At 66.3% G+C, this 13804-nt stretch carries 11 protein-coding genes; 1 reads left to right on the top strand and 10 read right to left on the bottom strand.

From position 1 onward, the window contains the following. Positions 1-26: 26 nt before the first annotated feature. The 5 genes from ispG to ndk all read right to left on the bottom strand — a co-directional run bounded on the left by ispG (position 27) and on the right by ndk (position 4723). Positions 27-1286, bottom strand: a complete 1260-nt coding sequence (ispG, locus tag ToN1_RS16140) for a flavodoxin-dependent (E)-4-hydroxy-3-methylbut-2-enyl-diphosphate synthase (protein ID WP_169208889.1) — start codon at positions 1284-1286, stop codon at positions 27-29. Between the two features lie 15 nt (positions 1287-1301). After that, positions 1302-2285, bottom strand: a complete 984-nt coding sequence (locus tag ToN1_RS16135; RefSeq protein ID WP_210147838.1) for a helix-turn-helix domain-containing protein — start codon at positions 2283-2285, stop codon at positions 1302-1304. Then, on the bottom strand, positions 2282-3082 hold the full coding sequence (gene pilW / locus ToN1_RS16130; protein WP_169208549.1) for a type IV pilus biogenesis/stability protein PilW: 801 nt from the start codon (positions 3080-3082) through the stop codon (positions 2282-2284). The genes ToN1_RS16135 and pilW overlap by 4 nt, the downstream gene beginning before the upstream one ends. Then, a complete protein-coding gene (rlmN, locus tag ToN1_RS16125; RefSeq protein ID WP_169208548.1) occupies positions 3079-4212 on the bottom strand; it encodes a dual-specificity RNA methyltransferase RlmN in 1134 nt (377 codons plus the stop codon). The genes pilW and rlmN overlap by 4 nt, the downstream gene beginning before the upstream one ends. Before the next feature lie 85 nt (positions 4213-4297). After that, positions 4298-4723: a nucleoside-diphosphate kinase gene (gene ndk / locus ToN1_RS16120; protein WP_169208547.1), complete on the bottom strand. Its 426-nt coding sequence runs from the start codon at positions 4721-4723 to the stop codon at positions 4298-4300. Positions 4724-5358: 635 nt separating this feature from the next. Here ndk and ToN1_RS16115 point away from each other — a divergent pair. After that, on the top strand, positions 5359-6669 hold the full coding sequence (locus tag ToN1_RS16115; RefSeq protein ID WP_169208546.1) for a GGDEF domain-containing protein: 1311 nt from the start codon (positions 5359-5361) through the stop codon (positions 6667-6669). Between the two features lie 68 nt (positions 6670-6737). On the opposite strand, the gene ToN1_RS16110 is transcribed toward ToN1_RS16115, so the two are convergent. The 5 genes from ToN1_RS16110 to ToN1_RS16090 all read right to left on the bottom strand — a co-directional run bounded on the left by ToN1_RS16110 (position 6738) and on the right by ToN1_RS16090 (position 13770). Further along, the gene (locus ToN1_RS16110) at positions 6738-10199 is read right to left on the bottom strand and encodes an EAL domain-containing protein (RefSeq protein ID WP_169208545.1); all 3462 of its coding nucleotides are present in this window, start codon (positions 10197-10199) and stop codon (positions 6738-6740) included. Positions 10200-10203: 4 nt separating this feature from the next. Further along, positions 10204-11112 carry a phosphate ABC transporter substrate-binding protein gene (locus ToN1_RS16105; protein WP_169208544.1) on the bottom strand — a complete coding sequence of 303 codons (909 nt, stop codon included), beginning with the start codon at positions 11110-11112 and terminating at the stop codon, positions 10204-10206. Between the two features lie 336 nt (positions 11113-11448). Next, positions 11449-12456: an inorganic phosphate transporter gene (locus ToN1_RS16100; RefSeq protein WP_169208543.1), complete on the bottom strand. Its 1008-nt coding sequence runs from the start codon at positions 12454-12456 to the stop codon at positions 11449-11451. 23 nt (positions 12457-12479) lie between these two features. Further along, positions 12480-13118 carry a DUF47 domain-containing protein gene (locus tag ToN1_RS16095; protein WP_169208542.1) on the bottom strand — a complete coding sequence of 213 codons (639 nt, stop codon included), beginning with the start codon at positions 13116-13118 and terminating at the stop codon, positions 12480-12482. A gap of 145 nt (positions 13119-13263) precedes the next feature. Continuing rightward, positions 13264-13770, bottom strand: a complete 507-nt coding sequence (locus tag ToN1_RS16090) for a TlpA family protein disulfide reductase (protein WP_169208541.1) — start codon at positions 13768-13770, stop codon at positions 13264-13266. Between the last annotated feature and the right edge of the window lie 34 nt (positions 13771-13804).

The following is a 13804-nucleotide window of genomic DNA, read 5'->3' as shown; positions in this document are numbered from 1 at the left end:
TTTCTTTTCAGTCATATGTGGACGGCTCAGGCCGCCTTTTTTGTGTATTTGGTCGCGACGTAGTCGTCGATGATCGCAATGAATTCGGCCGCGATGTTGTCCCCGCGCAGGGTAACCGTTTTTTCGCCGTCGACGAACACGGGCGCGGCCGGGGTTTCGCCGGTCCCGGGCAGCGAAATGCCGATGTTGGCGTGCTTGCTCTCGCCGGGCCCGTTGACGACGCAGCCCATGACGGCGAGCGTCATGTTCTCGACGCCGTCGTACTGCTCGCGCCAGACGGGCATCTGCTCGCGCACGTAGGTCTGGATCGTCGACGCGAGTTCCTGGAAGAAGGTGCTCGTCGTGCGGCCGCAGCCCGGGCAGGCGGTGACCATGGGCGTGAAGGCGCGCAGCCCCATGGTCTGCAGGATCTCCTGCGCGACGACGACTTCCTGCGTGCGGCTGCCGTTGGGCTCGGGCGTGAGCGAGATGCGGATGGTGTCGCCGATGCCTTCCTGCAGCAGCACGGCGAGCGCGGCCGTGGAGGCGACGATGCCCTTCGAGCCCATGCCAGCCTCAGTCAGGCCTAGATGCAGCGGGTAGTCGCAGCGGCGCGCCATCTCGCGATACACGGCGATGAGGTCCTGCACACTGGACACCTTCGCCGACAGGATGATGCGGTCGCCGCCGAGGCCGTATTCCTCGGCCTTGGCCGCGGATTCGAGGGCGGAAACGACGAGCGCTTCACGCATCACCGCGCCGGCGTCGCGCGGCTCGGCGAGCTTCGCGTTCTGGTCCATGACGCGTGCGAGCACGGACTGGTCGAGACTGCCCCAGTTCACGCCGATGCGCACGGGTTTGTCGTACTTGCAGGCGAGTTCGACGATGGCCGCGAACTGCGGATCGCGCTTGGCGCCCGCACCGACATTGCCCGGGTTGATGCGCAGCTTGGCAAGCGCTTCGGCACACGCGGGGAAGTCGGTGAGGAGTTTGTGGCCGTTGTAGTGAAAGTCGCCGACCAGCGGGACGTCAATGTTGAGCGCCAGCAGGCGGTCGCGGATGTGCGGCACGGCCTTCGCTGCAGCCTCGTTGTTGACCGTGATGCGCACCAGCTCGGAGCCCGCGCGCGCGAGCTCGGCAACCTGCATCGCGGTGCCGAGGACGTCGGCGGTGTCGGTGTTGGTCATCGACTGCACGACGACGGGGGCGTCGGAGCCGATCAGGACGCGTCCGACGCGGACCTGGCGCGTGCGGTGGCGCGGCAGGGAACCGGCGTGGTTGTCGGGACGGGAGTCGGTTGTTGGGATCGTAGCCAAGTCAGCTCACTCCAGGGTGAATCTCGCGACACTGACGCGCACGTGGGGCGTCAGGTCGTACGGCTTGCCGCGATAGTCGAGGGACACCTGCTTGGCGTTACCGACGACCAGCGCAAAGGGGGGTTTGCCTTGCACGGTGCGCGAACTGCCGGCGCCGTTGATCCCCGAATAGACGATGGCGCCGCCTGCATCGCGTACCTCAACCCACGAATCGCCCTCGAATCGGAACACGAGGTGCACGACACCCTCGGCAGCGGGCGCCGGGGCGGCGGGGGCCGCTGTCTGCGCGACGGGGGCCGCAGGCGGCACCACCGCGGGCGCTGCGGGGACCGGCGCAACGGTCGCTGACGGGGGGGCAAGCGGAACGGCTGCCGGCGCGGCTTCGGGCGCGGCCGGCTGCGCCGAAGGGGCGACCGGCTGCGAGGGCACGACGCCGCTCTCGGCGAGTGCGGATTCCGACACCTGCCCTTGCGGGGCAGCGGCAACGCTGGTCAGCGGAGGCGTCAGCTGCGCCGCGCGTTCGGTGACGCTCTCGGCGACATCGGCATTCTCCGCCGGCATGCGGAACCAGTCGAAGTACCAGCCCACGAGCACGAGGAGCAGGAGCGCGCCGGCGATCAGGCCGACGGGAAGCTGCACCGAGCGCCCGCCGCTGCCGTTCGGCATCACGCCTACGGCGTTCGACACCGGCGCGAGCTCGACGGCCCGGGGAGCGACTGCGGACTCGAAGGCTGCCAGCACGACAGCCGGATCGACCCCGAGGTAGCGGGCGTAGTTGCGCAGGAAGCCGCGCGCGAATGCGGTGCCGGGCAGGAGGTCGAGCCGCCCCGCCTCCATCGCCTCGATCTGCCGGCTGGTCAGCTTGAGGGAATGCGCGACATCGCTCGCCGTTTCGCCGCGGGCTTCACGCAACTGCCGAAGTTGCGCGCCCATCTCGGCAGCCTGGTCGGACGATGCCGCCTCCTGCCGGTCCAGATGCACTTCTGTCACTCGTAATTTCCCTGGATCATCGTCTGGTATTCGGGGCTGTCGGCGAAGCGGCCGCGCAACTGGGCGGCGTAGCTCGCCTCGGCGTCGCGGTTGCCCAGGCGGCGCGCGGTACGCAGCCCCAGCCACACCGATTGCGGTGTCGGCTCGCCCTGCTGGTGCAGATCGACGAGCAGCGCGCTCGCGACGTTATAGGCGCCGCGCCGGTAGGCGATGCCGGCGAGCTGGTAGATCGCCTGACGGTTCGCCGGGTCGGTCTGCACGGCGCGACGGAATTCCGCCTCCGCCGCCGTGTCATTGTTTTGGCGCAGATAGCACAGTCCGGCGTTGGTGTAGGGCCGCGTCGGCGTGCGGTAGTACGGGTTGCGCGCCGACGACGCGAGCCGCGCGAGACCGTCCTGCACGTTTCCATTGACGCACTGGAACCAGCCGAAGCTGTTGTTGAACTCAGGATCGTTCGGTGCAATCTCGAGGGCGCGCAGGAAGTTCTCGCGGGCCGCGTTCCCGTCGTCGATCGCCATGTACACCAGCCCCATCAGGTGGTAGGCCGGCGCGTAGTTGGACTGATTCTGCAGCGCCACGCGCGCCTCGTCGAGCGCGACGGCGTAGTTGCCGAGCTGGAGGTAGGCGCCACCCAGTTCGACGTGAACCTTGGCCGTCGCCTCGCCCTTGCCCGACACGGGCATGTCCGCCACGGGACGATCCGCAAGCGGCGAGCCGGCGGTGTTCATGGTGGCATTGCAGCCGGCGAATGCCAGCGCGAACAACGGGAGCGACAGCTTCACGAAGAGCCGGGTCATGCACGATCCTCCATCGATTTCACAAGGCGAACGGTGCGGCGCGTGCGGTCCTGGACCTGCCCCGCAAGCTGGCCGCAGGCGGCATTGACGTCGTCGCCGCGCGTCTTGCGCGTGGTCGTGACAATACCCGCATCGATCAGGATACCTGCAAAGCGGCGTATGCGTTCGGGTTGGGAACGGTCGAAACCGGAATTCGGGAAGGGGTTGAACGGGATCAGATTGAACTTGCACGGCACGTCGCGCACGAGGGCGACGAGCGCGCGCGCATGTGCATCGGAGTCATTGACGCCGTCGAGCATGACGTATTCGAAGGTGACGAAGTCGCGCGGGGCGCGTTCGAGGTAGCGCCGGCACGCGGCCATCAGCTCGCGCAGCGGATATTTCTGATTGATCGGCACGAGACGGTCGCGCAGCGCGTCGTCGGGCGCATGCAGCGACACGGCGAGCGCGACCGGGCATTCCTCGCGCAGGCGGTCCATCGCCGGCACGATACCGGAAGTGGACACGGTGACACGGCGGCGCGAAAGGCCGTAGGCGTGGTCGTCGAGCATCAGGCGCAGCGCGGTGACGACGTTGTCGAAGTTCGCGAGCGGCTCGCCCATGCCCATCATGACGACGTTGCTGATGACGCGGCCATTGTCCGCATCACCGTCGGCATCCTTCACCCCCGCGGGCGTCGAGGTACCACCCAGCAGCTTGTTGGCGAGCCACAGTTGGCCAATGATCTCGGCCGCGGTGAGGTTGCGGTTGAAGCCCTGCTTGCCCGTCGAGCAGAAGGCGCAGTCGAGCGCGCAGCCGGCCTGCGAGGAGATGCACAGCGTGCCGCGGTTGGTTTCGGGGATGAAAACGGCCTCGACGGCGTTGGCATTGCCGACATCCAGCAGCCACTTGCGCGTTCCGTCCTCCGAGATGCTGTCGCGGATGGCCTGAGGCGGACGGATGCACGCCTCCTGGGCGAGCTTCGCACGCAGGCTCTTCGCGACGTCGGTCATGTTGTCGAATTCGGTTTCGCCGAAACGGTGCATCCAGCGCATCACCTGGCGCGCGCGGAAGGGCTTCTCACCGCGCTCGGCAAACCAGGCGACGAGGCCGTCGACGTCGAAATCGAGCAGATTGACCGGTGTTTCCATGTGTTTCCTGTACTGCCCTCAAAATGCAATCGGCCCGCGACGCACGAAGTGCGCGGGCCGATGCGCGGGCGTAGCCCTGAGAGACTTAGCGGGCGTAAACGTTCATTCCGGGGAAGAAGAACGCGACTTCGACCGCGGCAGTTTCGGGCGCATCCGAACCGTGCACGGCGTTGGCGTCGATCGAGTCGGCAAAGTCGGCGCGGATGGTGCCCGGCGCCGCCTTCTTCGGGTCGGTGGCGCCCATCAGGTCACGGTTCTTGGCGATCGCGTTCTCGCCTTCGAGGACCTGGATCATCACCGGACCGGAGATCATGAAGGACACCAGATCCTTGAAGAAGGGGCGCTCCTTGTGCACGGCGTAGAACTGGCCGGCTTCGCGCTCGGACAGGTGCACCATCTTGGAAGCGACGATCTTCAGGCCCGCATCTTCGAAGCGCTGGTAGATCTTGCCGATCACGTTCTTGGCGACGGCGTCGGGCTTGATGATGGACAGGGTGCGTTCGATAGCCATTTGAAAAAACTCCGGTTTGAATCGGTCAGCGAAAAATGGGGCGCAAAAAGCGTAGCTCGCGATTCTAGCAGTTTTTCGTGACGCGCTCCCAGCACGGCAAAAACGCGTCCCGTACCGAAGGGCTCGCCGAACGCACTTCTTTCGCTGCAACAACCGTGACGTGCTTCTCGTGGAAAGCCATGAACCCAAACGGGGGATATTGACTCCGCGATGGCGCCGCCGAACGCACGGCACCCGCGGGTCGATCATGAGCAGGCGGACGAGCACGGATCGGATGACCGCGGCCTTCACCTACCCGATTTCGGCCAGCGCCTGGGCGTGCTCGGCGTGCGGGAAGCCGGGGACTTGTCACGACAATGTGCGGTATCTGACGGACAGTGCGCTAATGGAGTCCGGATGGGTAATACCGCCGCTGACGGCAGGGATGTGCATGGGAAAATAAATAGTTGTTTGACGAGCCTGTTGCAATGCCGACTCCTGCCCGCCTGGACGCCCCTCCCCCCTCGGACGTACCGCGTCAACGAGTCCCTTTCATCGCGGCGACGGCGATCCTGGTGCTCGCGGGATTGTTCACGTGGTACGCCATAGCGGACCGACGCACGACCATTGCCGAGGGCATAGAGACAACTGAGCAGATGGCAAGCCAGACCGCGCTGATCGCCGCGGGAACGCTGGAATCGGGCGAACAGTTGCTGCGCGCGATGGCGCTACTCGTCAGGCCGCCCGTGACAGTTCCCCGCCTCGACCCCGAGGCGGTACGCACGGCGCTGCTGGATTTACGCTCCGCCGCGCCGCACCTGATGGATCTGCTGATCCTCTCCAAGGACGGACGAATCGAGCACTGGACGGGCTCCGGCACACCGCCATCGGTCATGGAGCGCGAATATTACACAGCTCACTTGCGGCCCGACAGCGCGCTCTACGTCGGGCCGCCGCAGCTATCGAAGGTTCATGCCGGACGATGGTTCTTCGCCTTGAGCACTGCCCTGCGCGACACATCGGGCCGACTGACCAATGTTCTCGTCGTCATTATCGACGTCGACCTGCTACGCGAGCGCCTGACGCCGCGCAATCCGCACAACGGTCTCAGCCAAGCCCTGTTGAGCGAGGATGCGCGCATATATTCGCGCACGCCCGATCACGAACTCCACGTCGGCAAGCATCTGCCCCTCACACCGGAACGCAGCGGCGTGCTGGCCAGCAGCCCGTATGCGACCACTGTGACCATATCACCGCTCGACGGACAGGAACGCATCGTCGCCTATCAACATCTGCGCCTCTACCCGATGGTGGCTTCGGCAGCACTGCCGGTCGCTGAAGTTCTGGAGCGCTGGCACAAGCGGGTAATCACCGTATTTGTCCTGTGGCTGGCGCTGAGCGCGACCATCGTCGCGGTCGCCCGGCGCGCGGCGGCGGTCAGCCGCATCCAGCTGGAACACGCCAGCATCGACGGACTCACCGGGGTGTATAACCGGCGCTCGATCATGGCGTGTGCGGACGCATTCGAGAACAAGCCGGATCGCCGCGGGGAGTTGTCGATGCTGATGATAGACATCGACCACTTCAAGGAAATCAACGACACCTACGGCCACTTGGCGGGCGACGAGGCAATCCGCAGCATTTCACACCTGCTACGCGACGAGGTGCGAGCGAGCGACGTCGTCGGGCGCTATGGCGGCGAGGAGTTCCTCGTCCTGATGCCCGACACCGGCACCGAGGGCGCTGTCCACGTGGCGGAGAAGCTCCGGTCGGCGGTCGCAGCACGCATCGAATCGCCGAGGCCGATCACGATCAGCGTCGGCGTCGCCACGACCATCCGCGGCCAACGCTCGCTCGCGCAAACACTCGCTTGTGCCGACACCGCGCTTTACGAGGCGAAGCAGGCGGGTCGCAACTGCGTGCGCATCGCCCACCCTCACGCAGAACCCGCCGGCCCCACGAACTGAACGGTCTGCGCCCGGGAGTGCCGCGCTCGGGCCGGCCAGCGCGGCGAGGCTGTCGCAGTGCGTGCCACTCAGTCGCCGTCGAGGGACAAGACCCGGCCGGTTGCGAGCAGTGCGGCGTACTCGGCGGCGGGCACCGGTCGACTGAACAGGAATCCCTGCATCTCGTCACACGCGTTGGCGCGCAAGAACTCGAGCTGCGGGCGAGTTTCGACACCCTCTGCGACCACCGTCAGGTCCAGACTGTGGGCGAGCCCGATGACCGCGCGGCAGATCGCAGCATCTTCGGGATCGCTCGCGATGTCGCGCACGAACGCGCGATCGATCTTCAGCTGGTCGATGGGGAAACGTTTTAGATAGGCAAGGCTCGAGTAACCGGTGCCGAAATCGTCGAGCGCGACGCCGATACCGATTGCGTTAAGCTCGCGCAGCATCGCCACCGCACGGTCCACGTCGTGCATGACCGTGCTTTCGGTGATCTCCAGCTGCAGGCAGTGCGGATCGAGGCCGGCTGCCACCAAGGCCGCGCGCACCGTCTGCGGCAGATTCTCCTGGCGGAACTGGCGGGCCGAGAGATTGACCGCGACGGGCGGCACGGCGAATCCCTCGGCAATCCAGGCGGCTTGCTGGCGACAGGTCTCGCGCAGCACCCATTCGCCGAGCGGCACGATCAGCCCGGTGTCTTCGGCGACCGGGATGAAATCGGCCGGAGAAACCATGCCGCGCTCGGGATGCTGCCAGCGGACCAGGGCCTCGGCACTGGTTACCCGCCCGTCGCACAGGCTGGCCTTCGGCTGGTAGAACACCCGCAGCTCACCGTTGTCGATCGCGCTCCGTAGCGCGCTGGCCAGCGCGAGCTGCGCGGTGGCCCGCAGGTTCATTTCCGGCGCGTAGAAACGGAAGGCATTCCCGCCCGCCGACTTGGCGTTGTGCATGGCGATGTCGGCGGCCCCGAGAAGGGCTTCCGCGTCCTGTCCGTCGCGTGGAAAAAGGCTGATGCCGAGACTTGCGGTCGAGTACACCCCGTGGCCGGCGATGTCGAGCGGTGCAGCGACATCCTCGAGCAGCCGCCCCACCAGCGGCGCGACGTCCTCGGCGGCGGCCAGGTCGTCGAGCAGGATCGCGAATTCGTCGCTGGCCAGGCGTGCGACGGTATCGCCGTTGCGCAGCGGCCCCTGCAAACGGCGTGCGGCCTCCTTGAGCAAGATATCGCCGCGGGCCTGGCCAAGCGTGTCGTTGATGGCCTTGAAGCGGTCGAGGTCGAGCAGCGCGACCGCAACCGTCCGCCCATTGCGCCGGGCATGCACCAGCCCCTGCTCGAGACGATCACGGAACAGATGGCGATTGGCGAGTCCCGTCAGCGTGTCGTAGTGAGCCTGGTGGGCGAGCTCGCGCTCGGCGCGCTGACGCGCATCGCGCTCGCGCAGGCTGCGCAGCCCGTACGCCAGGTCGTTGGCGAGTTCCTCGAGCAGGGCGACCTCCTGGAGGTCGAAGGCGTCGCCCTCGCTGGCGTAGATATTGAGCGCGCCGACCGTTCGTCCCGCCGCAGTCAGCGGCAGCGCGATGCTAGAGGTGAAGCCGCGACGCTGGGCCTCGGTGCGCCATGGCGCGTAGGCCGGATCGCCGGGGATGTCAATGCAGGTTTGGGTGGTGCCCAACCGGATCGCACGGCCTGTCGGCCCTTGACCCGAAGGGACGTCCGCCCAGCTCACATCGAGTGTGCGCAGGTAATCCGCCCCCACGCCCGCCATCGCCGCAGGGTGCACCGAGCGCGCAGGATCGTCGAGCGCGAGACCGACCCAGGCCAGGCGATAGCCGCCAAGTTCGACGAGGTGCCCACAGACGGTTCCGAGTAGCTCGCCCTCATTCTGCGCGCGGACCAGCGCTTCATTGCACAAGGTGAGCATGCGCAGGGTGCGATTCAGGCGGCGCAGCTCGTTCTCGGCTCGCACCTGCGTCGAAATGTCACGCACGACGGCGATGACCTGCGCCTCGCCGTCATGCGCCATGACTGCCCGACTGATGTCGGCCGGAAACTCGCTGCCGTCGCGCCGCCGCGCAAAGATGCCCGGCCGGCGCATGCCATTCACATCAGAATGCGGCGTTCCGTGATAGTCCGAACGCTGCTCCGAATGCTGTGCCCTGAAACGCTCGGGCACGAGAAGCTCGACCGTCTGGCCGAGCAGTTCGCTCCGCGAGTAGCCGAACAGCATCTCGGTACGGGCGTTGACCATCGTGATGCGGCCGGCGGCGTCGGTAATGACCACGCCGTCGGCCGCCGACTCGAGGATGCTGCGGACGCGCGCCTCGCTGGCACGCAGGGTGCGTTCCGCTTGGCTGCGTTCATCGACTTCACGCAGCAGCGCCGCATTGCTGGCGGCCAGTTCGGTACTGCGCTGCGCCTCTCGCCGCTGCGCCGACTGCAAGGCGCCGGCCATGTCGTTGAGCGCGACGTTAAGCGTGGCGAACTCGTCGCCGCCGTCGCTGCGCAGGCGTACGTCGAGATCGCCCGCCGCCAGGCGTTGCGCGAAGTTCATCGTCTGGGCGATCGAGCGCCGGATGCTGCGTGAAAACAGATATCCAATGGCCAGGCCAAGCGCGGCGGCAAGCACACCAGTCAGCAGCAGAGCCGAGCCAGCGAAGTGCTCGAAGCTCCGTAGCTCGTCGCGGGTGCTTGACGCCCGGGTGCGAGCATCGGCGTGCAGCCGCTGCAACTGGGACTCGATTTGATGCACCGCTTCGAGATACTGCTCGCGGGTCGTCTCGAGTTCGTCGCTGACAGCCTCGTAGGCAAGAAAGGCCTCGCGATAGTCATGCAGCGCACCGGCAACCTCGCCACGCAGCGCGACCGGCAGTGGCTCGCGCACGACGGTGGCGGCGAAACGCTCGCCCGCATCGGCGAAACGGCGGGCATGAGGCGCGCTGTCGGTGATCATGTAATCCTTCTCGAACCGCCGCATCGCGAGCAGATCCGCGCGCAACCGATGCGCTTCGGCAGGAATCAGCGCCTCGATGCGGTGCGCGGCCGTGCGCAGCATCCCCACCAGGCCGTCGCCACGGCTACCGAGTTGCCCCTGCAATCCAGCCGCCACAAGGAAATCGTTCTCGAAGCCCCTTGCAGCCGACTCGATCGCCTTTACTTCGTTCCGCATGTCGGCTTCGCGGGCGAGCGCGCCGATCGCCGCCAGATGCTCGCGCAGGGTCGCAAGGTTGGTGCGCACAAGCGTCACATAGCGCGTGCGGCTCTCCTCATAGCCCAGCACCGGCACCGCGAGCAGGAAGTCCTTCTCGTAACGGCGCGCCCTGAGCAGCGCATGATTGGCAAGCAGGCTCAGTTCGGCGATCTGCAGCTCGACAGCGAAGTGCTCCTCGAACAGCGTACCGATTCGGCGATGACTGGCCAACGAGGCGACCCCTACGGCCAATGTGAGAGCGACCAGGAGGGTGAAGCCGATCCTCAGGCGCGCACCGAGGCTCAGCCGGGCGAACGACTCGGGCAGGGAGCCTCCGCGTCCGAGAGGTCGGCTGGCCACGGCGCTAATCCACGTAAGGGACGAAATCGAGCTGCCGGATCAGCCCGGTCACGTTCGACGACATCGCAAACTCGATGAATTCGCGCGCCAGCCCTTGCGGCAAACCCCGCGTGACGAGGGTTAACGGTCGCGCGACCGGAAACCATCCCTTGCGCACGCTGCGGCTACTGGCTTCGATGCCATCGACGGAAAGCAAACGGATCGGCTGACCGGCCTCGACAGCCCGTTCCGCCTCGCCGACCGACATAAACACGATCGCGCTGCGGTCGCCGGCCACCGCCTGCAGGCGCTGCAGGTTGTCGGTGAGGATATTGGCTGCAGGAACCGCCGCGTAATCGATGTCGAAATGCCTGGCGAAGAGCTCAGACGAACTGCGCCCCTGCTCCGCAGCCAGAACACGTATAGGCCGGTCCTCGCCGCCCACGGCACGCCAGTTATGTATCCGCCCTCCGTAGATGGAGGCGATCTCGGCCGAACGCAGGTTTCTGACCGAATTGTCGCGATGGACCACCAGCGACACCCCGTCGCGGGCGATCGGCACCCCGACCAGATCCGTCTCGCCTTCCGGAAGGGAGCGCGAAAGCATCGCAATATCGGCCTGTGCGTCACGCAGGGCCTGCAACCCTCGATCCGAGCCCAGGGGGCGGACCTTGATGACGACGTCCGGACGGCGCTCGCGAAACCGATCGGCGATCGCCTTGACCAGTGGACTCATCGTGCCTGATCCGGCGATGACGAGCGCGTTGCGCGAGCCTTGCTCAGCTTTGGAGTCGGGCTTCGACGGCGTGGCCGACAGCGCTGGCCCGATCGCAAACAGGGCAAGCAGCACACCGAGGCGCAGCCCTGCGCCGCCGTCGGCGAACGGCCGCCCCCCCGTCACGACGCTGCCACGGCCAACGGCCCGTGCGGCCACGCGTCGAAACCACTCGACACCGGTCCCAAGGGCGTGTGCGCATCCGCGCCGGGGCACCCGCCCCCATGTCGCGGAGCTGATCGATTCCATCGGGAATGTGTTTGGTTGATCCAGTGTCGGGCGAGTCTAGTGCAATTGGCATGGTCGGGCAATTCCCGACCAATGCACCCGCCCCCCCGTATCCGGCCACCGGGCGATCGCGCGGATGTTCGCGACGACCACTGCCCGCGAGCGTTCGCAACAGGGGGCGCGACTGCTTGCGCGGGTGACCCACAACGGACGTCGGCGCGCCGCTCCCGCCCTACGGGGAGGAAAGCGGCGGACGCCGGGGACCGCTTAGAGGATCATCCGGCCGACGTACCACGCGCCGCCGGCGATCAGCGCACTGCACGGGATGGTCAGGATCCACGCCCAAACGATGCTCCCGGCCACACCCCAACGCACCGCCGAGACCTTGCGCGAGGAGCCGACGCCGACGATGGCGCCCGTGATGGTGTGGGTGGTCGACACCGGGATGCCCAGCGCGGTAGCGAGGAACAGCGTGATCGCGCCGCCGGTTTCGGCACAGAAACCGCCGATCGGCTTGAGCTTGGTGATGCGCTGCCCCATGGTCTTGACGATGCGCCAGCCGCCGAACATCGTGCCGAGGCCGATGGCGAGGTAGCACATGATGATGACCCAGGTCGGCACGGGGTCGGAGCTCTGGCTGATGCCGGCGGCGATCAGGAGCATCCAGATGATACCGATGGTCTTCTGCGCGTCGTTGCCGCCGTGGCCGAGGCTGTAGAGCGAGGCCGAGACGAGCTGCAGGCGGCGGAACCACTTGTCGACCTTGCGTTGCGGGGTCCGGAAGCATATCCACGACACCGCGACCATCAGGATCGATCCGAGCAGGAAGCCCAGCAGCGGCGACACGAGGATAAAGGCGACCGTCTTGATGAGCCCGCTGGCGAGCAGCGAGCCGAAGCCGCCCTTGGCGACCGCGGCACCGACCAGGCCGCCGATCAACGCGTGCGAGGAGCTGGACGGAATGCCGTAGTACCAGGTGATGACGTTCCAGGCGATGGCCCCGACCAGCGCGCCGAACACGACGATGTGGTCGACGACCATCGGATCGATGGTGCCCTTGCCGATCGTCGTGGCCACCTTCAGCTGGAAGATGAAGATGGCCACGACGTTGAAGAAGGCCGCGAACGCGACCGCGTGGTGGGGCTTGAGCACGCCGGTCGAAACGACCGTCGCGATCGAGTTTGCCGCGTCGTGGAAGCCGTTCATGAAGTCGAACAGCAGGGCCAGCGCCACGAGGAACATCACCGTAGCCAGCCCGATCTCCATAGTTGCCATGTCGTTTTCCTGGAGATCGCGGATCAGGAGTTTTCGAGCACAACGGCCTCGAGGATCTTGGCGACGTCCTTGCAGCGATCGGTAACCGATTCGAGCAGCTCGTACACGCCCTTCATCTTCAGGACCACGCGGACGTCCGGCTCATCGCGGAAGAGGCCCGAGAGCGCCTTGCGCAGCACCCGATCGGCGTCGGATTCGAAGCCGTCGATCTCGTGGCAGATGCGCAGGATCTCGCGGCCGTTGTCCATGTTGGACAGCAGCACGACCGCCGCACGCACGCTCTCGGCGCAGGACAGCGACAGCTCGGCGATGCGCTGCGCCTCCTCGGTTGCCTCGCCGATGTCGTACAGCGAAACGGTCTCGGCGACGTCCTGGATGGTGTCGAGCACGTCGTCCATGCGCGAGATCAGCTGGTGGATCTCGTCGCGATCGAGCGGCGTGATGAACGTGGAATGCATCAGCGCCATGACGTCGTGGTTCAGCTTGTCCGCGCGGGTCTCGATCTCGTCGATGTCGGCGGTAGCCTTGGCGGCTGCCGATGCGTCCTTTCCGACGGCCTGCATCAGGACGACCAGGGCCTTCGCACCGGCCACGATCTCGTCTGCATGGGCGTTGAAAAGCGTGAAGAACTGACCCTCACGGGGCATGAAGCGGGAGAACATGGTGTTGTTTTGCCGGACGGCCGTATGGAGTTAGGGCGCGATTTTACCAGCGGAAACAATCCTGTAATGTTCCGTGCAGAAATATTGCGCAGGAATATACGCACGCGGGGGCATCACCCCACGCCATCGGTGTCCTGCGCGCGGCTTACATGCGCAGGCCGAAGGCCTTGCCGATCGCCTCGACGGTCTCGGGGCTGTCCCACCCCTTGGCGCCGTACACCTTGCGCAGGATCTTCCCGTCGGCGTCGACCAGCACCGTGAGCGGGATGCGGTCGGCGCCGAGCATGTTTTCGAGCGCGAGTCTGCGGTCGATGAAGTGCGGGAAGCTCGTCTTCGCTTGGACGAGGAAGGCCTGCGCACGATCGGGGTAATCGTCGATGGAGACACCGATCACGTTGAACTGCTTGCCGTAGCGTTTCGACAGGCGCTCCAGAGAGCTCATCTCGGCCAGGCAGGGCGGGCAGTAGCTGGCCCAGACATTTATGATGAGCGGCTTGCCGCGATAGTCGCCAAGCAGCTTCGAGCCGCCGGTGAGGCCCTGCATCGGGATCTGTTGCAGGGTGCCGCCTTCGGATACTTCTCCGGGCGTGGCAACGGCGGAACCGGGCACTGCGGCAAAGCACAGGGCGAGGGAAACGAGGGCATTCTTCATCTTGGCTGCGGGCAGGATACGCGGCGCGGTGCGC

The sequence above is a fragment of the Aromatoleum petrolei genome (assembly GCF_017894385.1).
Lineage (GTDB): Bacteria > Pseudomonadota > Gammaproteobacteria > Burkholderiales > Rhodocyclaceae > Aromatoleum > Aromatoleum petrolei.
This window is presented reverse-complemented; position numbering and strand designations above follow the sequence as displayed.